The organism is Novosphingobium sp. PhB165 (assembly GCF_004341845.1).
Lineage (GTDB): Bacteria > Pseudomonadota > Alphaproteobacteria > Sphingomonadales > Sphingomonadaceae > Novosphingobium.
Genome location: NZ_SLVB01000009.1, coordinates 22,505 through 46,915, shown reverse-complemented (window position 1 = coordinate 46,915; position 24,411 = coordinate 22,505). Strand labels below are relative to the sequence as shown.

Genomic DNA, 24,411 nt, shown 5'->3' with positions numbered 1-24,411 from the left:
CCATGAGGCGACGGGGGCGAATCGCCGGGGCGGAAGGGGCTTCCTTCAGACGGGCGTGACGCGGACCGGAATGCCCGAAAAGCGCGGCATGTAGTTGACCGAGGCGAGCCCATCGACAAGCGAGGTCAGCTCGCCGGTATTGGCGCCGCCATCCGCCAGCGGGTAGCCGGTACCGACCAGCGGGCCGAACATGTGCGACATCGAGACGACCCCGCGCCGTAGCCGGTCCTCGCCGCGCGCGAGCGAGCGGATCGTGCCGTGGGGCGAGGCGATCTCGACAAGCGCGTCTTCGGCAAGGCCCAACGCGGCCATGTCGAGCGGGTTCATCCACGCCGGATTGACCGGATAGCGCTTGCGCGCCCCTCGCGATTCCCGGAACGCGCCGTTGAGTGTGTGCAGCGTCCGGCGGCAGACGAGCTGGAGCGGATAGCTCTCATTGGCGCGTTCGTCTGCATAGGCGCGGAACTCGGCGGCGACGTCATCGGGCATGAGCTGGAGTTTGCCGCCAGCGTTCGGGGCGGGCTGTACGAAGGAGGTCGGCGTATCCGGCCGCAGCCCCTCGGGATGGGCCACAAGCTGGTCGAACTCCACCGCGCTTTCCCCGCACAGAAAGCGGCAGAGGGCTTCGGGATCGGGCTTTTCGGTCAGGCTCAGCGGAAGGCCGCGCGTGATATCCTCGAAACGCTGGCCGTAGCTCCAGTACTTGAACGTGAGCGGCAGGTTCATCCGGGCGGAAAGAGCCCAGAAGAACTCCCAGTCGTGCACGCAGCCCTCCGGTTTTGGGGCGATAGGCGGCGCATATTGCGCAAAAGGCTCAGGGTACAGCGCATCAGCGGCGATAGTCAGGTCGTGCCGCTCGAAAGGCTGGCTGGCGGCCACGACATAGTGCGCGCGCTTGCCGGTCTCGTTCATTCGGGAATCGAGCGAGACCAGCAGGTCCAGCTGCGCGAAGGCGGCGCTGGCGACCGCCGGATCGCCCACCGCCTTCAGCGGATCGCCGCCGAAGACGAGCAGCGCGCGGATGCGGTCGGGCGAATCCGCCGTGATCTCGCCCGGCAGCAGGGCGCTGGGAAATTCGCCGAGAAGCTGGCCGGTCGGCGCGCTGACGCACTGCGGCGCCTGCTCGAAGCCGCGCGTGGGCGGGACGGCCATCTCGTAGAAGGCGCGCGGGCGAAGCGTGCCCGGATTGCGCACGCGGTCGCCCGCGCGGCGATAGCCGCCGCACAGCACGTTCACCAGTTCGATCATGTGATCGGCAAGGTTGGAATGGGCGGAGAACGAGGGACCGGTGCCGCTGCCGACGCCCACGTTCCGTGCCTCGCCCAGCCAGCGGGCGGCCTGTTCGATCTGCTCGGCCGGAACATCGGCGCGGGCGGCGACCCACTCGGGCGTCGCGGCCGCCACTATTGCGCGGACCTCGCCAAGCCCGGCGCACCAGCGTTCCACGAACGCGGTATCGTACCCGCCGTCGCGCAAGAGGACATGGGCGATGGCCGCGAAGAGGGCGGCATCGTGGCCCGGCAGCGGCTGGATCAGCAGGTCGGCATAGCGGGCGGTCTCGGTCCTGCGCGGATCGACGAGGATCAGCTTCATGCCGCGCGCCCGCGCGGCCTCCAGCGCCCGGCCGGGCGCACCGCTTTCGACCAGCGCGAACGGTGCGCCCTGATGCGTGACCAGCGGATTGCCGCCCGCCAGCAGCGCCACGTCGAGATCGCGCAGGGCATGGCGGCCGCTGGCGAAAGTGCCCATCCGCGCCATCGTCACCCACTTGGCCGACTGATCGATGGTCATCGTGGAGAAGAAGTTGGGCGTGCCCAGCGCGGCGACCCACGCCCGCTCCATCAGCGCGCCCAAGGTGCTGCGATAGGCGCCGGTGCCGTGATAGACCGCGACCGAGCGCGGCCCATGTTCCGCCACCAGCGCGGCCAGCTTTGCGCCGATGGCATCGAGCGCCGCTTCCGCCTCAATGGGAGCGAATTCGCCGTCCACCCCGCGCGCGAGGCAATGCAGCAGGCGGTTCTCCGCCCCGTTGTGGAACTCGACCGAGGCGAGCCCCTTGGGGCAGAGATAGGCGCCGTAAGGCGAAACTTCGCCATCGGGCCGCGCGCGGATCAGGCGGCCATGCTCGACGTCGATCTCCATCGAGCAGGCGGCGCTGCAATTGCGGCAGAAGGTCCGGGCGGTCTCCATCGTCCCGCGATGGAACCGCCCGGTGAGGGAGGAAAGGGCGGAGGGCCGGTCTTGCCGTCAGGGGCAAGCCGGTCCGCCGCCCCCGGCGCTAGTCCGCCTTGGGACCGTGCACCGCGAGCAGGACCACGCCGTGCCCGGGCACGGTGTAAGCGGCGGGGAGGGCGCCCGAACGCGCGCCGCTCCAGAGATCCTCGACGCCATCAACCGCGCGCAGCCCGGCATCGGCGGGAGTCAAGGCAAGCGAGGCGGCGCTGTCGCCCCGGTTGAAAAGTGCCAGCGCCACGCGCCTGTCAGCGAGCGGCTTGCTCCAGACTTCCAGCGCGCCCGCCTTGCGCAGGGCCTTGCCCTGAACCCCCAGCGCATCCTGATCGACCGCGATGACGCGGCGGTTGGTGAGCATGGCGAGCGTTTCCGGGCTCATTTTGCTGAGATCATGGCCCATCATCAGCGGCGCGGCGGACATCGCCCAGAGCGACATGTGGGTGCGGTATTCGTCCGCGCTCATGCCGCCATTGCCGATTTCCAGCATGTCGGGATCGTTCCAGCCGTGCGGACCCGCGAATGCGGCGCTGCCGTTCTTGTCGAAGCCGATCTTGGCCATGGTCGGATAGTCGTCGGTGATGTCGCCTGTCGTGCGCCACAGCACCCCGCCGACATCGCGGCCCCAGCCGCCCACGTCGAAGCGGCCATATTCGCAGAGCGAGAACACGATATCGCGTCCCGTTTCCTGAAGCGCCTTGCCCATCTCGTAGTAGCTGCGCTTCACGGTATCGGCATCGGCGTAGAACCACTCGCCCGAGCAGAGGTCGTACTTCAGGTAGTCGAAGCCCCAGTCCGCGAAGCTCTTGGCGTCCTGCTTCACATGGCCGTAGCTGCCGATGTAGCCCGCGCAGGTCTTGGGGCCCTGCGAGGAGTAGATGCCGATCTTCAGCCCCTTGGAATGGACGTAGTCGGTCAGCGCCTTCATGTCGGGGAACTTGGCATTGGGTTGGAGCACGCCGCTGGCATCACGCGTTCCCTGCCAGCCGTCGTCGATGTTGATATAGACGTATCCCGCATCGCGCAGGCCCGAGGAGACCATGGCATCGGCCATGGCGCGCACGGTCTTGTCGTCGATATGGTCGGCGAACTTGTTCCAGCTGCTCCAGCCCATTGGCGGCGTGGCGGCAAGCTTGCTGGGGATCGGCGCACCGAGTGCGGGCAGCGATGCGAACTGGAAAGCGCGGGCCTTGGCGTCCTTGGCCGTGCCGGGGCGGCCGGTGCTGTCGATCTCCGATTCCCAGATCTGGCCCTTCAGGTGCGCTTGGCCGCCTTCGATCGCGACGCTCCACTGGCGGGTGAGGTGATCGCGGTCGTTGAGGTTGCGCGCCTCGAACTTCAGCACGCCGCCTTCGAGATGCGGGTTGATCATCTCGACCGGGCCGTACCACTGGGTCGTGACCGAGCCGGCGATCTTGCCGCCTTTCGAGGTGACTTCCATCATCGTCACGCCCGGCGTGGGCGGGGTATCGTCGAAGAGCCAGACGCCGTCGTAGGCCGTTTTGGCAAGGGCGGGCGAGGCGGAGGCAAGCAGGGCGCCGGCAAGGGCGGCTGCCGTCATCAGGGCGTGTTTCATCGCGATCTCCTTGGACCGTGTCGCATTCGGGAAAGGGGGGAGCGAGTGGGGGAATGCCCGGCCGGGCATTCCCCGAAAGGCTTATGCCGCGAGCTTGGCTTCGCGGGCGGCTTCGCTGCGGGTACGGCCGTAAAGGCAGTAGGCAACGAGGCCGATGACGTTCCACATGCCGAAGCGGATCAGCGTCGTCGAAGGCAGGCTGAACAGCAGGTAGGCGCAGCCCAGGATCGTCAATGTGCCGACCACGTAAGGCTGCGGGCACTTGAACAGGCGCGGAAGCTGCGGCGCACGGCGGCGCAGGATCATCAGGCACGCGCCCACCGAGATGAAGGCGATCAGCGTGCCGGCATTGGCCAGCTCGGCAATCTCGTCGAGGCGGAAGATGCCGGCGACCAGCGCAATCGAAATGCCGGTGATCAGGGTGATGCGGGTGGGTGCGCCGGTGCGCGGGCTGATCTTGGCAAGGCTGCGCGGCAGCAGGCCGTCACGCGCCATCACGAAGAACACGCGGCTCTGGCCGTACATCATGACAAGGATGACCGAGGGCAGCGCGAGCACGGCGGCGAGCGCGATCAGGTGTGCGGCCACCGGCTGGCCAAGCTGGCGCAGCACGAGCGCGAGCGGCTCGGGCGAGTTGGCAAGCTGCTGGAAGGGCAGCGCGCCGATCGCGGTGATGGCAACGGCCATGTAGATCACGGTGCAGACCAGCATCGAACCGACGATGCCGATGGTGAGGTCGCGTCCTGGGTTCTTGGCTTCCTCTGCCGAAGTGGCGACCGCGTCGAAGCCGTAGAAGGCGAAGAACACGATGGCCGCCGCCGCCATCACGCCGCGCTGCATGCCGCCCACTTCGGTGCTGGCAAAGCCATAGGGCATGAAGGGGTGCATGTTGTCGGCATTGAAGGCGGGCGCGGCCATGAAGACGAAGATCGACAGCGCGACCAGCTTGATGATGACCAGCACGATGTTCAGCGTCGCGCTTTCGCGCGTGCCGGCGATCAGCATGCCCATCACTGCCAGCGCCACCATCACGGCGGGCAGGTTGACGATGCCGCCGCCATGGGGACCGACCAGCAGCGCGTGCGGCAAGTGAACGCCCGCGGACTCGATCCAGCCGACCAGATAGCCGGACCAGCCGACCGCCACGGTAGAGCAGGCCAGCGAGTATTCGAGGATCAGGCTCCAGCCCACCACCCAGGCAACGGTTTCACCCATCGCCGCATAGGAGAAGGTATAGGCGCTGCCTGCAGCCGGGATCATCGTGGCCATTTCGGCATAGGCGAGCGCCGCGCAGGCGCAGACCGCGCCTGCCACGGCAAAGGCCAGGATCACGGCGGGCCCTGCGCGCTCGGCGCCGACCCCGGTCAGGGTATAGATGCCGGTGCCGACGATGGCGCCGACACCCAGGGCGATCAGATGCGGCCAGCTCAGCGTCTTGGCCAGGGAGTGTCCGGAATCGCGCTGCGACAGTTTTTCTATGGATTTACGCGGTCCGAGCATGGAATCCCCTGTTTTATCGTGTTCAGCCGGTCAATTCGGCAGTGAAATGGGCGCGCAGATCGTCCAGCGTGCTGGCGATGTGCTGGGTGAGCAGTTCCTTCACCCGGTCCGCATCCGCGGCAAGCCAGGCGTCGAGCAGATCACGGTGTTCGGTATGCGCGCGGTCTCCGCGACCGGCCGGTTCGAGGTGCCGGAGCACGTAGCGTTCGGCGAGCACTTCCAGGCGCTCGACAAGCTGCGTGGTCAGCAGCCGCTTGGCCGGACGCACCAGCGCGACGTGGAATTCGCGGTTGCGCACCGCCACGTCGTTGAGGTTGTCCTTCGCGGCGGCGTCGAGCCGTTCGAAGGCCGCGATGGCGGCCTGCTTGTCGGCCTCTTCGGCGCGGGTGCAGGCATAGGCGGCGGCTGCCGGTTCCACCGCAAGGCGCAGCAGATAGATTTCTTCGGCCTGATCGGTCGACATCGGGCGGACGAACCAGCCGCGATTGGCCTGGCTGGTCAGCAGCCCTTCGTGTTCGAGCCGGGCAAGGGCCTCGCGCAGCGGGATCTTGCTGACGCCGAGTTCGGCGGCGAGCGCATCCTGCCGGACCGGCTCCATGACAGGCAACTTTCCTTCGACGATCCTTTCGCGGATCACGTCGAAAATACGTTCGGCAAGCGTGCGGACGACGATTGTCACCTGAGGGTCTCCATATGGGGCGCCCGCGGGCGGCGCGGTGCCGTCGCGGAGCGGACGTATACGGTAGATGATGTCCCGGAGGCCCGCAATATTCCCAACACGGACGTTGGGAAGAATCGCGGCGACGGCGTGGCCGTTCGCCTGCTCAAACCGGGGAAAATCGAACCCATTCGTGATACGCCGCCTTGCGTGGAACTCTCGATACTCTTATATCGTATACGATTGTATTCGAGCTTTGCAATGGAGTTTTTGTGGTGCGCACAGCAGTCGTCGGTGGAGGCGTGGTCGGCCTGTCGGTAGGTATCGAATTACTCGATGCGGGCGAGGCGGTTACGCTGATCGACGATGACGGTGCGGCGGGCAATTCGGCGCAGGCGGCAAGTTGGGGCAATGCCGGTCATATCGCCGTCGAGCAGGTCGAACCGCTCGCCTCGATGGAGATGGTGCGGGCCTTGCCGGGCCGCCTGTTCCTGCGCGGTGGGCCGCTGGCCTTCCCGCCCGCAGCGATGGCGGCATGGATGCCGTTCGGGCTGCGACTGCTGGCGGCGTCGGCACCCTCTCGCTTCCGGAAGGGCTGCGCGGCGCTGCGCCCGCTGATGGATGGGGCGATGCCCGCATGGGTTGCGCTGGCCGAGCGGATCGGCGCTCCGGACCTGCTGCGGCAGGACGGGCACTTCGTGCTCTGGAGCGATCCGCGCAAGGCGCAGGCGGGCAAGGCGGCATGGGAATCGGCCGACACCGGCCCGGCGCGCGTGGAAGCTGCCTCTCCGGCCGAGCGCGAGGCACTGGGCAAGCTTGGCGTCTTTCCGGTGGCGGGCGCGGTGCGCTTCTCGGGAAGCGGGCAGATCGCCGATCTCACCGCCTTGCGGGATGCCTTGCGCGCGGCCTTTGCGGCGCGCGGCGGCATGATCGTCGGCGCCCGCGCGGTGGTTCGCCAGGCCGGCGGAAAAGTGGCGGTCGAGGGCGTCGAGGCGGACCGGGTGGTGATCAGTGCGGGCGTGCGTTCGCGCGGGATCATGGAAGCGCTGGGCCACAAGGCACCGATGATTGCCGAGCGCGGCTATCACATCCGCGCCGATGCGGCCGGTTGGCCGGAGGACATGCCGCCGGTAGTGTTCGAGGAGCGCTCGATGATCGTCACGCGCTATCGCGATTGCTTGCAGGCGGCGAGTTTCGTCGAACTGGGCACGGTCGATGCGCCCGCCGATCCGCGCAAGTGGGAACGGCTGGAGCAGCATGTCGCCGAACTGGGCCTGCCAGTGAGCGGGCCGTTCCGCCGCTGGATGGGCTGCCGCCCGACTTTGCCGGATTACCTGCCGGCGATCGGGCGTTCGGCCAAGGCGGACAATCTCTATTACGCGTTCGGCCACCAGCATCTGGGGCTGACGCTGGCGCCGATCACCGGCAAGCTGGTTGCCGCGATGATGGCGGGCGAGCAGCCGGCGGTGCCGCTGGAATCCTTCGACATCCGCCGGTTCGGCTGAATTTCGGGCGGAGGGCGGCGCGCTGGCGCCGCCCTCCGCTCCGCTCATTGCGAAGCGCCGATAGTGAACGAATACGTCAGCGGCTTCAGCGCGATGCGATAGGGCATGTGCGCCCGGCCATCGAGGTTCCAGCCGGTATCGCCACCCACGCCCGCCTGCGCCGCATCGATCAGTAGCGTGCCGTTGCCGTGCGGGCGAATGTCTGAGCTATGCGCCTGCGATGGCGGCTTCATTGCCAGATCGGCATAAGGGAACGCCAGCGCATTGACCGAAAGCGGCTGCGCGCCGGTGACGCGCAGGCCGGTTTTGGGCCCAGCCTTCGCGCCTGTCAGTTCGATCCAGCGCACATCGGTCTTGTTGCCCGATTCCTGCGGCCTTGCGTAGTCGTGGAACTGTTCGGCCACGGTGCCCTGCCACTGGGCTATCAGGCCGCCGGTCTTGCGATCGGCATAAGTCTCCTGCGGTCCGCGCCCGAACCAGCGAACCTGGTCGAGCATGGCGGGCGTCTCGAAAGCCAGCCCCACGCGCAGCGGATCGGGCAGTGTATCGCGCAGCGGTTCGAAATGGACGGTAACGCCTACGGAGCCATCGGCGGCCATCGTCCAGCGCGTTTCGGTCTTCACCGAGCCGACGCCCATGTCGTGGTGGACGACGATGGCATTGCCGTCCCGCTCGATGCCCTCGACGCGGCGATGATCGGAGAAATACTGCCACATCGCATGGCTCTTGGGCACGCCGGAGCCGACGTCGTTATCGGTGGGCGAGCGCCAGAAGTTCGGCGCGCCGCCGGTCAGCAGGAGCTTGCCGCCGCGTTCGTAACGGGTGACGAGGCCGGTCGCCTTGTCGATCTCCAGCACCGCATCGCCACTGGCGAGGCGAAGCGTCGAGGCGGTCTCGCTGGGCGCGACGGCGCCGGCCGCAACCGGCACCACGGCCGGCGCGGAAAGTTCGAACTGCTCCCAGCCGACGACATGCCCGGCAGGCTGCGTCGGCACCGCTCTGGCCTTGGCGCGGGCGCGCAGGACCAGGATGCGTTCGGCGGACGGGTTCTTCGCCGCCGGGATCGGCACCGTCAGCGGCGCGGAGGCACCCGGTGTCACGTTAGGTGTCGCCAATGTACCGCTAGCGACATCCTTGCCGTTCTCCATCACCGTCCAGTCGAGCGTGAAGCGCGAGAGGTCGATATGGTCGTGGCGGTTAACCACGCGGTAGCCGCTGGCGTCATGCGTAAAGGCAATCGGCGCCTGCACTTTGGCCAGTTCGTAGTATTCGGGATCGGGGGTGCGGTCCGACTGGATCACGCCGTCACCCACCGGGCTGTCGTCGCCGTGGACGCCGGGGGCCTTGGGATCTGGATCGTAGTCGAGCCCCTGTCCCCAGTAGGTGCGACCCTGCTTGTCCTTCAGCTCCATGGTCTGGTCCACCCAGTCCCAGATGAAACCGCCTTGCAACTTGGGATAGGTGCGCATGACCTCCCAATAGCCCTGAAGATCGCCCAGGCTGTTGCCCATCGAATGCGCGTATTCGCACAGGATCAGCGGCTGCGTGAAGTTCGGGTCCTTGGCGTAGTCGATCAGCTTCGGCACGTCGTCATACATCGGCGCAAAGATATCGACGTAGCTGTTGGTCGGGTGGCGCCAGTTGCTCATGCTCCAGCCGAGGAAGTTGATCAGGCGGGTGGGATCGTTCGCCCGCACCCACTTGCCGGCCGCCTCGAAATTGGCGCCCACGCCGCTCTCGTTGCCGAGCGACCAGAAGATGATCGACGGGTGGTTGCGGTCGCGCTGCACCATGCGCTCCACGCGGTCGAGGTGCGCGGCCTGCCACTTGGGATCGTTGGCCAGCAGGTACTTGGGATCGTTGCCATGTTCCTGCGAGAGGCTGAGGTAGCCGTGGCTCTCGATATTGGCCTCGTCCATGACGTAGAGGCCGTATTCGTCGGCCAGATCGTACCAGCGCGGATCGTTGGGATAGTGCGATGTGCGCACGGCATTGACGTTGGCCGCCTTCATCAGTTCGATGTCACGGCGCATCGTCGCTTCGGAAACGACGTGGAAGGTCTTGGGATCGTGTTCGTGGCGGTTGACGCCGCGGATCATCACCCGCTTGCCGTTCACCCGCACTTCGCCGCCGGCGATCTCCACGGTGCGGAAGCCGATGCGGCGGCTGGTCGCCTCCACCAGCTTGCCGTTGGCATCGAGCAGTTCGACCAGCAGCGTGTAGAGCTGCGGATCTTCGGCCGACCATGTGCGCACGGCGGGGATTGCGCCGTTCAGCGAAACCGTGCCGCCTTCCGCAGCGCCTTCGCGCGTCAGAACCTCGCGCTGGCCGTCCAGCACGGTCGCCCGCACGCGCATGGCGGCGGGCTGTCCGGATAGGTCGACCTTCAGGTCCAGCTTGCCGTCGCGGTAGTCGTTCTCCAGCCCGGCATCGACAGTCAGGTCGCGGATATGCGTGGCGGGGGCCGCGTAGAGCGTGACGCTGCGCTCGATGCCGTTGACGCGCCAGAAGTCCTGATCTTCCAGATAGCTGCCATCGGCAAAGCGGTAGAGTTCGATGGCGACGGTATTCGTGCCCGCGTGGGCATAGCGCGTCACGTCGAATTCGGCGGGAAGCTTGGAATCCTCCGAATAGCCGACGCGCTGGCCGTTGACCCAGATGTAATAGGCAGCGCCCGCCGCTCCGACCGTCAGCAGCAGCTTGCGCCCTGACCAATTGGCCGGAACGGTGAACTCGCGGCGGTAGGAGCCGACTTCGTTGAGGTCGTGCTCGATCCACGGCTGGTTGCGCGGGAACGGATAGCCGCTGCCGACGAAGACCGGGCGGCCGCGCCCTTCGGCCTGAAGGATGCCGGGGACCTTCATCGTCTCCCACCCACTCACGTCGAAGCCGGGCTTGTAGAAGTCGGCCGGGCGCGCCTCGGGATTGGGCGAGAGGTGGAACTTCCAGTCGCCATCGAGCGAGAGGTGATAGCGCGACTTCGTCACATCGCGCGAAAGCGCCCCGGCACGGGTTTCGAAGCCGTCGAAAGTGGTGTGCATGGGCTCCGCGCCCTGGCGGATGACTTCGGGCTGTTCCCATTCAGGCGGGGTGGTTTCGGCATAAGCCGGTGCCAGCGAAAGGCCTAGCGCGAGGCTGCCGATGGCGCAGCCCTGAAGAAGATATCGCATGATCACTGACCCTGAAGGCTACGGACGAAGAACGTGGAAAGGCGGCGCGTCACGTAGTCGATCGGGCCGGTAGAGCGGCCCACGGTGTGCTCACCGCCGGGCACGACAAGGAGGTCGAAATCCTTGTTCGCGTTCACCAGCGCGTTCACCACCTGCATGGTGGAGGCGGGATCGACGTTGCTGTCCTGCTCGCCCACGATCAGGAACAGCTTGCCCTGCAGCTTCGCGGCATTGTCCACGCCCGAGGCATCGGCATAGCTCTTGTCCACCGGCCAACCGAGCCACTGTTCGTTCCAGCTGATCTTGTCCATGCGGTTGTCGTAGCAGCCCGCCATGGCGACGCCGGCCTTGTAGAAATCGCCGTGGAACAGCAGCGCGTTGAGCGTCGATTGCCCGCCTGCCGAGGCGCCGTAGATGCCGACGCGGCTGATGTCGTAGGACGGGTCCTTGGCGGCCATGGCCTTGTGCCACAGCATGCGATCCGGGAAGCCGGAATCCTGCAGGTTCTTCCAGGCAACGTCCTGAAATGCCTTCGAACGGTTGGCCGTGCCCATGCCGTCGATCTGCACGACGATGAAGCCGAGATCGGCCAGCGCCTGCATGCCGATCACCTTGTCGCCGCCCGAGTGGTAGCCGAAGGGCCAGAAGGTTTTGGGCACGAAGCTGTCGTGCGGGCCGGCGTAGATGTTCTCGATCACCGGGTACTTCTTGGCCGGGTCGTAGTCATGCGGACGCACGACAAGGCCCCAGATATCGCTTTTGCCGTCGCGGGCCTTGGCGGTGAACACTTCGGGGGCGTGGAAACCGGCGGCGGTGAGGCGGCTGATATCGCCCTTGGTGATCGTCGCCACCACGCCGCCGTCGCTGGCGCGGTGGAGTTCGCTGACGGTGGGCATGTCCACGCGCGAATAGGTATCGACGTAGAACTGCATGTCGGGCGAGAAGCGGGCGGTGTGGTCGGCGCGCTCGGGCGTCAGCGGGGTGAGGTTCCGGCCGTCGAAATCGATGCGATAGTAGTGGCGGAAATAGGGATCTTCGCCCGCGTTCATGCCGCTGGCGGCGAACCAGATCTGGCGCTTCTTGTCGTCCACCTTGACCACTTCGCGCACGACCCACTCGCCGGTGGTGATGCGGTTCTTCACCTTGCCGGTCTTGCCGTCCATCAGGTAGAGATGGTTCCAGCCATCGCGCTCGGAGGCCCAGACGATCTCGCCTCCAAGCCCGTTCACATCGTGCGCGAAACGGCGGTCGGCGTAGAAGAAGGTCTTGGCATCTTCGGCAACGGCGGCATGGGCGACGCCGGTTTCTGCATCGACGGCGATGATCCGCGCCTGCCCGAAGCCGCGCTTGTCGTAGTCGAACTCGACGCTCTTACCGTCCGCGCGCCAGCGGGCCTGCGAAAGCTGGTAGGGATTGGGGAACAGGGTGGGGTCGACCACCATCTGCCGCCGCGCGGCGACGTCGAACAGTACCGGCTGCTCCAGATCGACCGCATCGCCCGGCTTGGGGTAGAGCTGGCTGCGCAGCGCCGGCTGAAGTTGACCATCGGGCGCGGCTTCCACGCGCAGGACGTGGCGCGCGAAGCCGGGGCGCACGCGGTAGATCATCACATGGCGGCTGTCTGGCGACCATTCGATGGTCTCTGGATCGTAGAAATTGCCCTCCGTCCCGTCGCTGCTGAGGCGCGTCAGGTCTTTCGAACCGGCAGGACGGACGACAAGGTTGTTGTCCTCCACCACGGCTTCCCACTTGCCGTCGGGCGAGAGGCGCGGGTGGTTGTCGGCGGGCACCGAAAGATCGCGCACCACGCCGAAGCCGCGCGGGCGGCGCGGGTCTTTCTCGGCCTCGCAGCGATAGTCGGTGAGTGTGCAGTGCCAGCCTGCGTAGTCGATTTCGAACGCGATGGTCTCGCGGTTGCCCGCATAGGAGAACTGCTCGAACGGCAGGCGCAGCGGCTGGACGGGCTTGCCCATCGCATCGCCCAGCGCCTTGGCGAGCCGCTGCTGGTCGAACGCGGCGGATTTGGCCTGCGTATGAACGTCGTACGTCTCGAAGGCAAAGCCGCCTTCGACGGTCTTGCGATAGGAGAAGGCGCTGCCATCCGGCGTCCATGTCGCGGGCCAGGCAATCTCGCGCGTCAGATATTGCCAGTCTTCCCGCAGGGCGACCGAGCGCGCGATTTCCGCCTCGCTGGGTGCGGCCATGGCCATTGCCGGAAGCAGCGTGGCGGTGCACGCCAGCAGCAGGGCCGCGAGACGGGGGCGACGGGCGGGGGAGTTCATCGGGCGCGATCCTCGGCTTCTCCGGGCCCATCCCGTTCGTGCCGAGGCCGCGCGGCCGCCCGCGTGGGAGCGGCGGCCGAGGGGAATCAATGGAGGCTGGCGGGATGGCCTTGGGGTATGTTGCGGCTAGTATCGTATACTATATTTCGGAAGCAGCAACAGGCAAGTGCCTCGCTCCCCGGCACTATCGGACCAACGCGAAGCCTACGCGCAGGCGGGTGGTCGACTTGTTGTAATCGAGCAGGTTCTCGCCATAGCCCGCGAAAGCCTGTGCGAAGAGGTAGAAGTCCGGCCCGCCGCCCAGCAACCGGGGAAGCGGGTAAGAGACCTCGGTATTGATCGCGCCCTTGCCGGACCCGAAATTGAATCGCGTGTTCGTCGCGATCCGCAGCCCGTCCGGATCGCCGATTTGCAGGAACAGCCCGGTATGGCCGCGATAGTGGATGATGTCGGGGTTGTCGGACGTGTCACCCAGATAGAAGGCCAGTTTCGGCGCCACCAGCAGGCGCCAGTCGCCGCCCAGCGGGATGGCGGCCATGGGAGCCACGTAGAAGGTGTTCACGCTGCGCGAATCTTCGCCGTCGCGGCCGTTGGATTCGTGTCGAAGCCCGCCCTGCAACGCCAGCGACATGCCATTGTCCAGCACCTTGGCGGGGGAGACGTAGATGAGTTCAGGTTGGTAATCGATATTGTGGAACGGCATCGATTGCGCGCGCAAATCCCAGAACATGCGCTGGGTGTACGTGAAGTGAAGTCCGCCGCGCCACGAGGTGGGCAGGTCCTTGCGCTCGTGCGAGCCGAACAGGTGGTAATCGAAACTGATCTGAAGGCGTGCCTCGGTATCGGTTCCGGGGCCGAAAACCGCGTAGATCGGCTCGTAAGGGCCAAGGTTGTCGATGAAGGCGTTGCCGTAACTGCGATCGGCGGGCGCCGTGGGGGTCGGAGCCGGCGGAAGGGTGGCGGTATGCGCGGAGGGTGGCGGCGATGCCTCGGCCATTCGGGCGGCGGAAGTGCTGTGCAAGGCGACTTCGGCCGTGCGCCACTGCGGGATCGAGAGCAGGGCGCCATCGGCAACCGTGCCTGCCGCCAGCCGATAGCGTGCTTTCGCGAAGCCGCCGGGGGCAAGGCTCAGCGATGCCGGGGTGCCGGGTGCGCGTTCCAGCCAGACAGTATCCTGCCGCCCGGCGCTTTCGACATTCGCGGCGACGCGGTCGGGAAGCGCCACGGTGGCCGGAGCAGCGCCGGGATTGAGGAAGCGCAGTTCGACAGGCACCGTGCCGTCGGCCTCGGCACTCGACACGCTGCCGATCAGCGTTTCCACGGGCTCCTCGGCATGGGCCGAGAGCGGCATCAACAGGGCCGCGCCGGGAAGGCATCGGGCAAGTATCCGGCGCGCGGCAAGACGATCGGTCATTGGCAATCCCCTGTCGCGCCATTTCATACGGGCAGGAGGATATCGGCCGCCGCGACCAAACACAAACGCCTTGAAGTTATGGATGTTTGCGCTTCCGGCAACCTGTGCCCGGCGCGCGACTGGGCGCGCCGGGCGGGCGTCGGGTCAGGCGATGGTGGGGACGATGCCGCCTTCGACGCGAATGGCCGCGCCATTGGTGATTGCGCCGAGCGGGCTGGCCAGCAGGGCCACTTGCGCGGCGATCTCGTCGGCCTCGATCAGGCGGCGGATCAGCGAGAGCGGGCGCATCTTGGTGAAGAATTCGGCCTCGCGCTCGGCCTCGGGCGCGTCCTTGTTATCGACCACCGAGCGGATGAACTCGACGATGCCTTCCGAACGCGTGGGTCCGGGCATAACCGAGTTGACGGTGACGCCGGTCCCGCGCGTCTGCTCGGCAAGGCCGCGCGCGATGGCGAGCTGGGCGGTCTTGGTCATGCCGTAGTGGATCATCTCGCCCGGGATCACGAGCGCGCTCTCGCTGGCGATGAAGATCACGCGGCCCCAGTTCTTGGCCAGCATCTTGGGGAAGTAGTGACGGGCAAGCCGGGCGCCGCTGACGACGTTGACTTCGAAGAAGTGGTGCCAGTCGGCATCGGTGATCTCGGTGAAGGGCTTGGCCTCGTAAATGCCGAGATTGTTGACGAGGATGTCGACTTCGGGCGCGGCGGCGATCAGTGCTTCGGCGCCTTCTGCGGTCGCAGGGTCAGCCAGCACTGCGCGGACCTTGCCGCCATTCGCGCTGCTTGCGGCGACTTGCGCGGCGGCGGCGTCCAGCTTCTCCTGGTTACGGCCCGAGATGACGACGTCGACGCCTTCGGCGGCCAGTCGCTCGGCAATGGCAAGGCCGATCCCGGCGGTGGAACCGGTGACGAGAGCGCTCTTTCCGGCGAGTTTCAGATCCATGCGAAATTTCCTTTGGGGGGAGAGGGGTTAGGAAACTCGAAGATAGGCGGGCCGGCGTTTATTGATTAGATAGAGACTTGGCATCTCAGAATTGCATTGGATTCACGGATCGATGGACAACCGCTTCGGTGAAATGCAGATCTTCCTTGCGGTATCGCAGAGCGGCAGCCTTGCCGGAGCGGCCAGAGCGCTGCGGCTGACGCCCTCGGCAGTCAGCCGCGCGCTTGCCCGGCTGGAGGCACGGCTGGGCGTTCAGTTGATCGCCCGCACCACGCGCGCGCTGTCGCTGACGGCGGAAGGAGAGATCTACCGCGCCCGCGTCACCGGTCTCATTGCCGAAGTGGACGAGGTGGAGCGGGGGTTCGGCGGTGCGTCGGACGTGCCGCGCGGGCCGCTGCGGGTGAACAGTTCGGTGCCATTCGGCACCCAGTGCCTGCTGCCGATCCTTCCCCGGTTCCTCATGCGCCATCCCGCCGTGCGCGTGAATCTGGCGCTCGCCGACGAACTCGTGGACCTTGTGGAAGCGCGCGCGGACATCGCCATCCGCATCGGTCCGCTGCGCGATACCGGGCTCAAGGCCAAGAAGCTGGGGCGCAGCGGCATGGCGCTCGTCGCGAGCCCGGGATACCTTTCCGAGCGCGGCACGCCCACGCATCCGCGCGATCTGGCCCGCCACACCTGCCTGCAATTCAGCTTTCGCCGGGCTATGGACACCTGGCCGTTCCGGATTGACGGCGCGCTGGTCCAGCGTCCGGTCGAGGGGGCTTTTCTCGGCAATTCGGGCGAAGTCGTGCGGCTCATGGCGGTAGCGGGCGGCGGCATCGCCCGGCTCGGCCGCTTCCATGTTGCCGCCGATCTTGCAGCCGGGCGGCTGGTGGAGGTTCTCGAAGACTATAATCCCGGCGATCACGAGGATATCCATGCGCTCTATGTCGGCCATCAACGGCTGGCATCGCGCATCCGGGCCTTCCTCGATTTTCTGGAAGCGGATTTGCGCCTGCCCTGACTGTTCGGAAATATCGAACGTTTGGCGCAAGATTATCGTGGTTTTCCGAAGATCGGAAAAGGCGCATTCACGCTCTCACACCGCCGGTCCGCGGCTTTTCCGAAGCGACCGGCAATCCTTGCAGGAGCAGCGGCGTGACCCGGATGATCGAAACCTTGAACCAGCGCGCGCAGCCCTTCGCCAACATGGCGCAGCCTGTCATCGTCGCGATCGGCACCGCCGGACTGACCGGCGGGACCATGGCGGCGATCGGGCTGATCGCGGATCGCGCTCTGCGCCGCCACAGGGCCTCCTGATCTATCCGCGCCAGCGCGTGAGCGGCACGACCAGCGGAACATCGTCCAGCATGCGGCTATAGCCGGTCACGCCGTAGACGGTCCGCAGGGTTTCCTCGGTCAAGACTTCGGCAGGCGGCCCATCGGCAACCAGCCGGCCGTTATCGATCACCAGCAGCCGGTCGCAGTGCCGCGCGGCGAGATTGAGGTCGTGCAGCACGGCCAGCACCATTGCTCCGCCCTGCGCTTCGCGCACCAGCATTTCCATCACGTCGATCTGATGGCCGGGGTCCAGCGAGGCCAGCGGTTCGTCCACCACCAGCGCCTTTGCCCCCACCGCCAGCGCGCGGGCGAGCAGTGCCCGGGCCCGCTCGCCGCCCGAAAGTTCGGTGGCGACCCGTTCGGCGAGATGGGAAACGTCCGCGCGCGCCATGGCCTCTTCGATAGCGGCCTGATCTTCCTCCGAAATGCGCGAAATCGGCCCGAGATGCGGCAGCCGGCCCAGCGCGACCAGTCGCTCCACCGTCAGCGGCCAGTGGAGCGTCTGGCCCTGCGGCAGATAGGCCACGCGGCGGGCGCGCTCGCGGGCGGGCAATTGCGCTAGATCGTGACCGTCCAGCGTGACCGTGCCCTCATGTGGGTCGATCAGGCCGACAAGCGCGCGGACCAGCGTGGACTTGCCCGCGCCGTTGGGGCCGATCACGCCGATCAGCGTGCCGGGCTCGAAACGGGCGCTGATCCCGTGCAGCACATCGCGCCGACCCAGCCGGACGGAGAGGTTCTCGGTCGAAATCGTCACCACAGGCGGCGCTCCCGGAGCAGGTAGAAGAGGAAGACGGGAACGCCCAGGAAAGCGGTCACCACGCCCAGCTTGAGTTCGGCATCGGTGGGGATCAGGCGGACGAGGATGTCCGCGCCGGTCAGCAGCACTGCGCCGCCTAGCAGCGAGGGGATCAGCAGGGCAGAGGGGCTGCGGTCGGTCAGCGGGCGGATCAGGTGCGGCACGATCAGGCCGACAAAGCCGATGGCGCCCGAGACGGCAACCGCGCCGCCGACGCCGATCGCCACGCCCAGCATCAGCCGGCGACGCGTGCGGCGCAAGTCGACACCGAGCGACCGCGCGCCGTCCTCACCCAGCGAAAGCGCGTCGAGCGCGCGTGGATCGATCAGCAGCAGCGTGACCCCGACAGCGATGCAGGGCAGCGCGATCCAGACATGCTGCATCGCCCGGTTCTCGATCGAACCCAGCAGCCAGGACATGATCTCCATGGCCGCGAAAGGATTGGGCGAGAGGTTGAGCGCAAGGCTGATCCCCGCGCCCGCCAGCGTCGAGACGGCAATGCCGGCAAGGATCAGGCTGAGCGGGCTTTCCGAGCGTCCGGCCAGAGCGAAGAGCAGGGCAATGGCAAGCAGTCCGGACAGGATCGCCATCAGCGGCAGCAGCGCCGGGTGCCATTCGGAAAGTCCGAAATAGAGCGCGATCACCGCGCCCAGCGCCGAAGCGTTCGAGGCGCCGAGTACCGAAGGCTCGGCCAGCGGATTGCGCAAGTAGCCCTGAAGCACGGCGCCGGACAGGCCCAGCATCGCGCCGACCATGAGCCCGATCAGCGTGCGCGGCAGGCGCAACTGGAGAAGGATCGCCCGAGCGACCGGATCGTCATGTCCGGCCAGCGCGCCCACGATCCGCCCGAGGCCGAGCGAGACCGGGCCAAGGCTCATCGAGCCGAGGGCGACGAACGCCACGGCGAGGCCCAGCAGCGGGATCAGGGCACGATGGCGCGCCCGCTGGGTTGAGGGTGATGATGTACTGAGAGATTGCACGAATACCTCGCATCGGATCGGCGCCCCGCCACGCTTGTGTCCCGGGTACGTGTTGGTAAGGAGCCATGCCATGGCTCTCGGAAAAATCCACCTTCGCCTGCGGCTTGCCGCGTGCATGATTATTGCGGCCTTGCCCGGAGCCGGTGTGAGTGCGGGGGCCGGTGCGGTAAATTCGACCGTGCGGCCTCACCGGATCGTCTCGCTCAACCTCTGCGCGGACCAGTTGCTGGTCGCGCTGGCCGATCGCGACCAGATCGCCGGGCTGACGCGCTATGCCACCGATGCGCAGATGTCGGCGGTGGCCAGTCAGGCGAAGGGACTGCCGGTCTTCGGCGGTTCGGCCGAGGAAGTGATCGCGGCCGATCCCGACCTCGTGGTGGGCATGCCTGCGCGGCGCAATCCCTCGATCACGGTGCTGAAGGGGCGCCACTATCCCGCGCTCGACCTCAAGGCGGCGCGTGACTACGACGAAATCCTCGGCTCGATCCGCGATGTCGCCCGTGCGGTCGGCCATCCCGAGCGCGGAGAGGCACTGATCGCGCGGATGAACGCCGATCTTGCCGGGCTGCCGCGCGTGCCGGGCCACAAGGTTGCGGCCTATTACCAGCGGAGCGGATACCTCACCGGCACCGGCACGCTGGTCGATGACCTGATGACGCGCGTCGGTCTGGTCAATCTTGCTGGAAAGCTGGGCAAGCCGGTGCTCTCGCAGGTGAGCCTTGAGGAAATGGCCATGGCGCGGCCGGACTTCATCGTGGTGGACAGCGCCACCCAGACCGTGACCGACAAGGGCACCGAGATGATACATCACCCCATTCTCGCGAACATCCCGCGCGTGGCCATTCCGCAGGCCTGGACAGTCTGCGGCGGCCCGGCCTACGTCAAGGCAGCGCGCTTGCTGGCAGCGCAAGTGAACAAGCCCCGGCTCAACGCTCACTGACGTTGCTGCTCCCGTCGAGGCGGGGTTGCCAGCCGCGTCGTTCCAGTTCGGGGATGACATCCGGTTCGAGCGGATGGCCCAGGCAGAGCAGCGCGATGAAGCGCCAGCTCGCCGGAACGTCGAGCAGGTCGGTAACGAAGCCGGGCTCGACGATCGACACCCAGCCCAGCCCCAGCCCGCGCGCCCGGGCGGCCAGCCATAGCGTGTGGATCGCCAGCACCACCGAATAGGCACGGGTTTCTGGCATTGTCGCCGCGCCAAGACCGAAACCTGTCGTCGTGGCATCATCGCAGAACACCGCGATGACTTCCGGGGCCTCGCGTATGCCGTGGAGCTTCAGCGCGGCATATTTCGACCGGCGTTCAGCATCGGGCATGGCGGCAGCGGCCGCCGCCTTTTCGGTATCGGCATGGCCCGCGAGCGTCTCGCGCAAGGCGGCCGAGCGAACCCGCACAAAGCGCCAAGGCTGCGAATTGCCGACCGAGGGTGCAAGCTGCGCCACCGCCAGCAGTTCGGCCACGCGGTCCTCGCCAATCGGCTCCTTGCGGAAATGACGCACGTCCCGCCGCCACGCCAGCAGTTCGGCCAGTTCGCTGGTGAATTCCGGGCTGAAGTCAGGGGCGGACGGAGACGGCATCGTCAGAATTCGATGCCGGCCTGCGCCTTCACGCCGGAGCGGAACGGATGCTTCACCAGCGTCATCTCCGTCGCCAGGTCCGCCGCCTCGACCAGCGCCTCGGGCGCATTGCGGCCGGTGACGACGACATGCTTCATCTCGCCGCGCGATGTCAGCACTTCCAGCACCTCATCGAGCGGCAGGTAGTCGTAGCGTAGCACGATGTTGAGTTCGTCGGCGAGCACCATGTCATAGGCGGGATCGGCGATCATGCGCTTCACCTCGTTCCACGCCTCGCGCGAAAGTTCGATGTCGCGGGCGCGGTCCTGCGTGTTCCAGGTGAAGCCTTCGCCCATCGGCTTGAATTCGACGTTGTCCGGGAAGGCATCGAAGACGACCTTCTCGCCGGTGGTCATCGCGCCTTTCACGAACTGGACGACGCCCACTTTCTTGCCGTGACCGATCATGCGCACCACCATGCCGAGCGCGGCGGTGGTCTTGCCCTTGCCCTTGCCGGTGTGGACGATCAGCAGGCCCTTTTCGACCGTCTTTCCGGCCATGATCTTGTCATGCGCGGCCTGCTTCTTCTTCATCTTCTCGGCGTGCTGTTCGTCGGTACGCTGCACCATGGTCATGCTCCTGAGAGGGCCGCGAGCGTCAGGCCCGCGCTGTTCGATCGGGGTTTCCAGAGGCCGCGCTCCAGCGCCTCGGCAAGGCGCGCGGCGGTTTCGCGCAAGGCGGCGGGGTTGGTTTCTGCCATGAAATCACGCACCGCCTCGTCCTCGATGAAGGCGGCGTGGACGGCATCGAAATGGTGGTCCTTCACCGCGTGGGTGGTGGCGGCGAAGGCGAAGAGATAGTCGACCGAGGCAGCGATCTCGAATGCGCCCTTGTAGCCGTGGCGCATGACGCCGGCGATCCACTTGGGGTTGGTGACGCGCCCGCGCACGATGCGGCCGATCTCGTCCTCCAGCGTGCGGACGACCGGGCGTTCCGGGCGGCTGTGGTCGTTATGATAGCTGAGCGGCGCGCGGCCTTTCAGATGCTCGACGGCGGCGGCAATGCCGCCTTCGAACTGGTAGTAGTCGTCGCTGTCGAGCAGGTCGTGCTCGCGGTTGTCCTGGTTCTGGACCACCGCATCGACCGAGGCGAGGCGTGCGGCGAAGAGGCCGCGCTCGGCATCGCCCTCCACACCGCCGCCATAGGCGTAGCTGCCCCAGTCAAGATAGACATCGGCCAGATCGCCGCGCTCATGCCAGATCTTCTCGTCGATCATCGCCTGAAGTCCGGCACCGTAGGCACCCGGCTTCGATCCGAACACGCGTGCGCCGGCGCGGCGGGTGGCCTGCGTTTCCGCCTCGCCGCTTTCGACGAGTGCGGCCGTTTCGGCGCGATGGCGTTCGGCGGCGGGGTTGTCGCCCAGCGGTTCGTCGAGCGCCATCACCGCGCGCGCGGCGCTGTCGATCAGGTCGATCTGTTCGGGGAAGGCGTCGCGGAAGAAACCGGAGACGCGCAAGGTCACGTCCACGCGCGGGCGGCCGAGTTCGGCCACGGTCATTACCTCGAAGCCGACCACGCGGCCCGAAGTCCAGTCCCAGCGCGGGCGCACGCCCATCAGCGCGAGGGCCTGTGCGATATCGTCACCGCCCGTGCGCATGTTGGCGGTGCCCCATGCGGAAAGGGCCATGGCCTGCGGGTACTCGCCCTCGCGCTGGAGGTAGTCTTCCACCAGCAGATCGGCCGACTTGCGGCCGAGTTCCCAGGCGACGGCGGTGGGCACGGCGCGGGTGTCGACCGAGTAGAAATTGCGTCCCGTGGGGAGCACATCCGGTCGCCCGCGCGTGGGCGCGCCGGAAGGGCCGGGCAGCACGAAGCGGCCATCGAGTCCGGCCAGCAAGGCTTCGGCTTCGCGCGGGCCGCAAAGATCGATGCGGGGGGCTAGGTCGGTGCGGATCGCGTCGAGGACGGCCAGTGTCCTGTCCCCCGCTCCGCTCATCCTGAGCTTGTCGAAGGATGCTGGCGCCGTGCTGTGGTCCTTCGACAAGCTCAGGACGAGCGGGGTTTGGGTTGTTTCGCTCACCCATTCCGCTGCCAGCAGTTCCAGCCGTTCGACGGTGTCGCCATGCGTGCGCCACGGCTCTTCGGATACCGCCCCGAGCGCTTCTGGCCGGGCGCCATTCCAATGGTCTCCCATCCGGCAGTCGAGCGGGTCGAAGTCCAGCCCGAAATCGTCCGCCATCGCCCGCAGCAGCGAGGCCTGTCCGGCATGGTCATACCCACGCGGCGTGCGGGCCAGCGCGACCAGCAGATCACGCCGCAAGCGGCCCTCGGGCGATTGCGTGAAGACATGCAGACCATCGCGGATCTGCAATTCCTTCAACTCGCACAAGTAGTTGTCGATGGCCGAAAGCGCATCGTCATCGTCGCCGTTGGCCCCGGCGTCACGGTCGAGGCCGTGGCTTCGCGCCAGATCGAGAATGTCCCGCCGGAGCCGGTAGAGACGGCGCGGGTCCATCCCGGCGGCGAGGTAATATTCGTCCACCAGCGCCTCAAGCTGCTTGAGCGGGCCATAAGTCTCGGCTCGGGTCAGCGGCGGGGTGAGGTGATCGACGACGACCGCGCCGATGCGGCGCTTGGCCTGCGTGCCTTCGCCGGGGTCGTTGACGATGAAGGGGTAGAGTTGCGGCAGCGGCCCGGCGCAGATCTCCGGGAAGCACTCGCGCGAGAGCGAGATGGCCTTGCCGGGCAGCCATTCCAGATTGCCGTGCTTGCCGACATGGACCACCGCCTGCGCGCCGAAGTCCTGCGCCAGCCAGACGTGGAAGGCGAGATAGGCGTGCGGGGGCGGCAGGGCCGGATCGTGATAGCTGGCCTTGGGATCGATATTGTAGCCGCGCGCGGGTTGCACGGCGATGGCGAGATTGCCGAAACGGTGCACCGGCAGGCGGAACGCGCCGTCCCGCACGAAGGGATCGGCCGCAGGCTCGCCCCAGCGTTCGACCATGGCCTTGCGCGCGCTTTCGGGCACGGCTGCAAAGGTGGCTTCGTAGATCGAAAGCGGCAGGGAAACTTCGCCGGGACGGCTCAGCGATGTCAGGTCGTTGGTCACGCCGCCGGTCATCACGCGCATCAGCGCGGCGCCGTCCTTGGGCGCGTCGCCGGTGTCATAGCCCGCCTCGGCCAGAGCGGCGATGATCGCAGCGGTGCTGGCGGGGGTGTCGAGGCCGACGCCGTTGCCGATGCGCCCATCGCGGTTGGGATAGTTCGCCAGGACCAGCGCGACGCGGCGCTTGGCAGCCGCCGTGCGCCGCAGGCCCGCCCAGTTCGCGGCAAGATCGGCGACGAACGCCACCCGGTCCGGCGCCACGCGCGGGACGACGATGCCGCATTGGGTCACTTCGTCAAAGCGCTCCGCTGCCTTGAAAGCGACCGCACGGGTGAAAACGCGCCCGTCCACCTCCGGCAGCGCGACGTTCATGGCGAGATCGCGCGGGCCGAGCCCGCGGGCGGACCCCTGCCATTCGCCTTCCTCAACGCCGGCGAAGGCGACTTGGAGGATCGGGCAGTCCGCCTTTTCCAGAATGCCCGGCTTGCGATCGTCGCCTGCGGAGGACGAGGCGAAGCTGGTGGCATTGACGATCACATCGGGCGCGATCTCGCCTAGCAATCCGCTCAGCCAGTCCACCGCGAAAGGCTCCCGCAAGGCGCGAACGTGAACGGCGGCGACGTTGAAGCCGCGTTCCCGCAACGCAGCGATCATCGCGTCGACGGCGTGCAAGGTGCCCGCGATCATCAGCGCGCGATAGAACACCAGCAGGGCGAGCGGGCGGCCTTCGGTCCAGCCTGCCTGCACGTCGGCAAGTCCGGCGCGTTCTGTGCCCGCAAGATAGAGCCCGGCATCGGCTACCGGCACCGGATCATCCGGCTCGCCCGCATCATGCCCGATGGTCCGCGCGGCAGTACGCAGGAACGAGAGGGCATTGGCGGTGCCGCCCTGCCGCAGATAGTCGCGCATCCGCTCGCGGACCTCGGCGGGTAGGGTGGAGGCGCGGTCGAGCGCCGGGTCCGCCTCGCGCCCATCGGCAATGGCGGCGAAGGCGATGGCGTTCTCGCGCGCGACGCGGGCGATCTCGTCGATGCCGTAGCCCCAGTAGCTCTTTCCGCCGAGCAGGATCACGCAGACGAACTTGGCCTTGGCGATCACCTTCTCGACATAGAGGTCGATCGAATAGGGGTGGCGCAGTTGCAGCAGGTTCGCGAGCCGAACGCTCGGCGCGCCTTCCGGCATTCGCGCCGCCGCGCCCGCAAAGCAGGCGAGTTCGCTGTCCGCCACGGTGAGGATCACCATGTCGCCGGGAGACTGGTCGAGGTCGATCGCCTCCTCGCCGTTGGAGATCGTCCCCGGCGTGGCGGACAGCAGGTGCATCAGGCGTTCCCCCCGCCACTGCGACAGAACTCTGACTCGTCATTGCGAGCG

Annotated in this window: 17 protein-coding genes; 4 read left to right on the top strand and 13 right to left on the bottom strand. The window is 67.0% G+C overall.

The genetic code is table 11. The features are described from left to right. Positions 1-45: 45 nt before the first annotated feature. The 4 genes from EDF56_RS21345 to EDF56_RS21330 all read right to left on the bottom strand — a co-directional run bounded on the left by EDF56_RS21345 (position 46) and on the right by EDF56_RS21330 (position 5,984). Positions 46-2,190 carry a molybdopterin-dependent oxidoreductase gene (locus EDF56_RS21345; RefSeq protein WP_132391360.1) on the bottom strand — a complete coding sequence of 715 codons (2,145 nt, stop codon included), beginning with the start codon at positions 2,188-2,190 and terminating at the stop codon, positions 46-48. Between the two features lie 88 nt (positions 2,191-2,278). Beyond that, positions 2,279-3,805, bottom strand: coding sequence for a glycoside hydrolase family 27 protein (locus EDF56_RS21340; RefSeq protein ID WP_243652756.1), 1,527 nt, complete (start codon positions 3,803-3,805; stop codon positions 2,279-2,281). 81 nt (positions 3,806-3,886) lie between these two features. Then, on the bottom strand, positions 3,887-5,305 hold the full coding sequence (locus EDF56_RS21335; protein WP_132391358.1) for an amino acid permease: 1,419 nt from the start codon (positions 5,303-5,305) through the stop codon (positions 3,887-3,889). 22 nt (positions 5,306-5,327) lie between these two features. Continuing rightward, positions 5,328-5,984: a GntR family transcriptional regulator gene (locus tag EDF56_RS21330; protein ID WP_132391356.1), complete on the bottom strand. Its 657-nt coding sequence runs from the start codon at positions 5,982-5,984 to the stop codon at positions 5,328-5,330. 254 nt (positions 5,985-6,238) lie between these two features. Here EDF56_RS21330 and EDF56_RS21325 point away from each other — a divergent pair, with 254 nt between their 5' ends. Further along, on the top strand, positions 6,239-7,468 hold the full coding sequence (locus EDF56_RS21325) for an FAD-binding oxidoreductase (RefSeq protein ID WP_243652755.1): 1,230 nt from the start codon (positions 6,239-6,241) through the stop codon (positions 7,466-7,468). A 44-nt stretch (positions 7,469-7,512) separates the two neighbouring features. Here EDF56_RS21325 and EDF56_RS21320 read toward each other — a convergent pair whose 3' ends face one another. From EDF56_RS21320 to EDF56_RS21305, 4 genes are all read right to left on the bottom strand, one after another. After that, positions 7,513-10,638 carry a glycoside hydrolase family 2 TIM barrel-domain containing protein gene (locus EDF56_RS21320; RefSeq protein WP_132391352.1) on the bottom strand — a complete coding sequence of 1,042 codons (3,126 nt, stop codon included), beginning with the start codon at positions 10,636-10,638 and terminating at the stop codon, positions 7,513-7,515. A gap of 2 nt (positions 10,639-10,640) precedes the next feature. Beyond that, positions 10,641-12,920 carry a DPP IV N-terminal domain-containing protein gene (locus EDF56_RS21315; RefSeq protein WP_132391350.1) on the bottom strand — a complete coding sequence of 760 codons (2,280 nt, stop codon included), beginning with the start codon at positions 12,918-12,920 and terminating at the stop codon, positions 10,641-10,643. 184 nt (positions 12,921-13,104) lie between these two features. Further along, complete coding sequence (locus tag EDF56_RS21310) at positions 13,105-14,334, bottom strand: phospholipase A (RefSeq protein WP_132391348.1); 1,230 nt, start codon at positions 14,332-14,334, stop codon at positions 13,105-13,107. A gap of 144 nt (positions 14,335-14,478) precedes the next feature. Further along, positions 14,479-15,276 (bottom strand): SDR family oxidoreductase, encoded by a 798-nt coding sequence (locus tag EDF56_RS21305; RefSeq protein WP_132391346.1) that lies wholly within the window; start codon positions 15,274-15,276, stop codon positions 14,479-14,481. A gap of 112 nt (positions 15,277-15,388) precedes the next feature. Between EDF56_RS21305 and EDF56_RS21300 the strand changes: the two genes are divergently transcribed. After that, positions 15,389-16,282, top strand: a complete 894-nt coding sequence (locus tag EDF56_RS21300) for a LysR family transcriptional regulator (protein ID WP_132391344.1) — start codon at positions 15,389-15,391, stop codon at positions 16,280-16,282. A gap of 134 nt (positions 16,283-16,416) precedes the next feature. Beyond that, entirely contained in the window at positions 16,417-16,578 is a 162-nt protein-coding gene (locus EDF56_RS26060) for a hypothetical protein (protein WP_165912309.1), read from the top strand. A gap of 1 nt (position 16,579) precedes the next feature. Here the strand turns inward: EDF56_RS26060 and EDF56_RS21295 are convergent, their stop codons facing one another. Then, complete coding sequence (locus EDF56_RS21295) at positions 16,580-17,359, bottom strand: ABC transporter ATP-binding protein (RefSeq protein WP_132391342.1); 780 nt, start codon at positions 17,357-17,359, stop codon at positions 16,580-16,582. Next, on the bottom strand, positions 17,353-18,300 hold the full coding sequence (locus EDF56_RS21290; RefSeq protein WP_279389729.1) for an iron ABC transporter permease: 948 nt from the start codon (positions 18,298-18,300) through the stop codon (positions 17,353-17,355). Before EDF56_RS21290 ends, EDF56_RS21295 begins: the two co-directional genes overlap by 7 nt. A 148-nt stretch (positions 18,301-18,448) precedes the next feature. Between EDF56_RS21290 and EDF56_RS21285 the strand changes: the two genes are divergently transcribed. Continuing rightward, positions 18,449-19,318, top strand: coding sequence for an ABC transporter substrate-binding protein (locus EDF56_RS21285; RefSeq protein WP_132391338.1), 870 nt, complete (start codon positions 18,449-18,451; stop codon positions 19,316-19,318). Here the strand turns inward: EDF56_RS21285 and bluB are convergent. The 3 genes from bluB to cobN are packed head-to-tail and all read right to left on the bottom strand — an operon-like array spanning position 19,305 to position 24,360. Continuing rightward, positions 19,305-19,955: a 5,6-dimethylbenzimidazole synthase gene (gene bluB / locus EDF56_RS21280; protein ID WP_132391336.1), complete on the bottom strand. Its 651-nt coding sequence runs from the start codon at positions 19,953-19,955 to the stop codon at positions 19,305-19,307. The genes EDF56_RS21285 and bluB overlap by 14 nt on opposite strands. Before the next feature lie 2 nt (positions 19,956-19,957). Further along, positions 19,958-20,563 carry a cob(I)yrinic acid a,c-diamide adenosyltransferase gene (gene cobO / locus EDF56_RS21275; protein ID WP_132391334.1) on the bottom strand — a complete coding sequence of 202 codons (606 nt, stop codon included), beginning with the start codon at positions 20,561-20,563 and terminating at the stop codon, positions 19,958-19,960. A gap of 2 nt (positions 20,564-20,565) precedes the next feature. Next, positions 20,566-24,360 (bottom strand): cobaltochelatase subunit CobN, encoded by a 3,795-nt coding sequence (gene cobN, locus EDF56_RS21270; protein WP_132391332.1) that lies wholly within the window; start codon positions 24,358-24,360, stop codon positions 20,566-20,568. Positions 24,361-24,411: the final 51 nt, after the last annotated feature.

Bases quoted from the DNA above. Each gene is read 5' to 3' on its own strand.
- EDF56_RS21310 (WP_132391348.1), bottom strand. From the start codon at position 14,334: ATGACCGATCGTCTTGCCGCGCGCCGGATACTTGCCCGATGCCTTCCC.
- EDF56_RS21335 (WP_132391358.1), bottom strand. From the start codon at position 5,305: ATGCTCGGACCGCGTAAATCCATAGAAAAACTGTCGCAGCGCGATTCC.
- EDF56_RS21315 (WP_132391350.1), bottom strand. From the start codon at position 12,920: ATGAACTCCCCCGCCCGTCGCCCCCGTCTCGCGGCCCTGCTGCTGGCG.
- EDF56_RS21300 (WP_132391344.1), top strand. From the start codon at position 15,389: ATGGACAACCGCTTCGGTGAAATGCAGATCTTCCTTGCGGTATCGCAG.
- EDF56_RS21305 (WP_132391346.1), bottom strand. From the start codon at position 15,276: ATGGATCTGAAACTCGCCGGAAAGAGCGCTCTCGTCACCGGTTCCACC.
- EDF56_RS21285 (WP_132391338.1), top strand. From the start codon at position 18,449: ATGGCTCTCGGAAAAATCCACCTTCGCCTGCGGCTTGCCGCGTGCATG.
- EDF56_RS21340 (WP_243652756.1), bottom strand. From the start codon at position 3,805: ATGAAACACGCCCTGATGACGGCAGCCGCCCTTGCCGGCGCCCTGCTT.
- cobN (WP_132391332.1), bottom strand. From the start codon at position 24,360: ATGCACCTGCTGTCCGCCACGCCGGGGACGATCTCCAACGGCGAGGAG.
- EDF56_RS21320 (WP_132391352.1), bottom strand. From the start codon at position 10,638: ATGCGATATCTTCTTCAGGGCTGCGCCATCGGCAGCCTCGCGCTAGGC.
- EDF56_RS21345 (WP_132391360.1), bottom strand. From the start codon at position 2,190: ATGGAGACCGCCCGGACCTTCTGCCGCAATTGCAGCGCCGCCTGCTCG.
- bluB (WP_132391336.1), bottom strand. From the start codon at position 19,955: ATGCCGTCTCCGTCCGCCCCTGACTTCAGCCCGGAATTCACCAGCGAA.
- cobO (WP_132391334.1), bottom strand. From the start codon at position 20,563: ATGGTGCAGCGTACCGACGAACAGCACGCCGAGAAGATGAAGAAGAAG.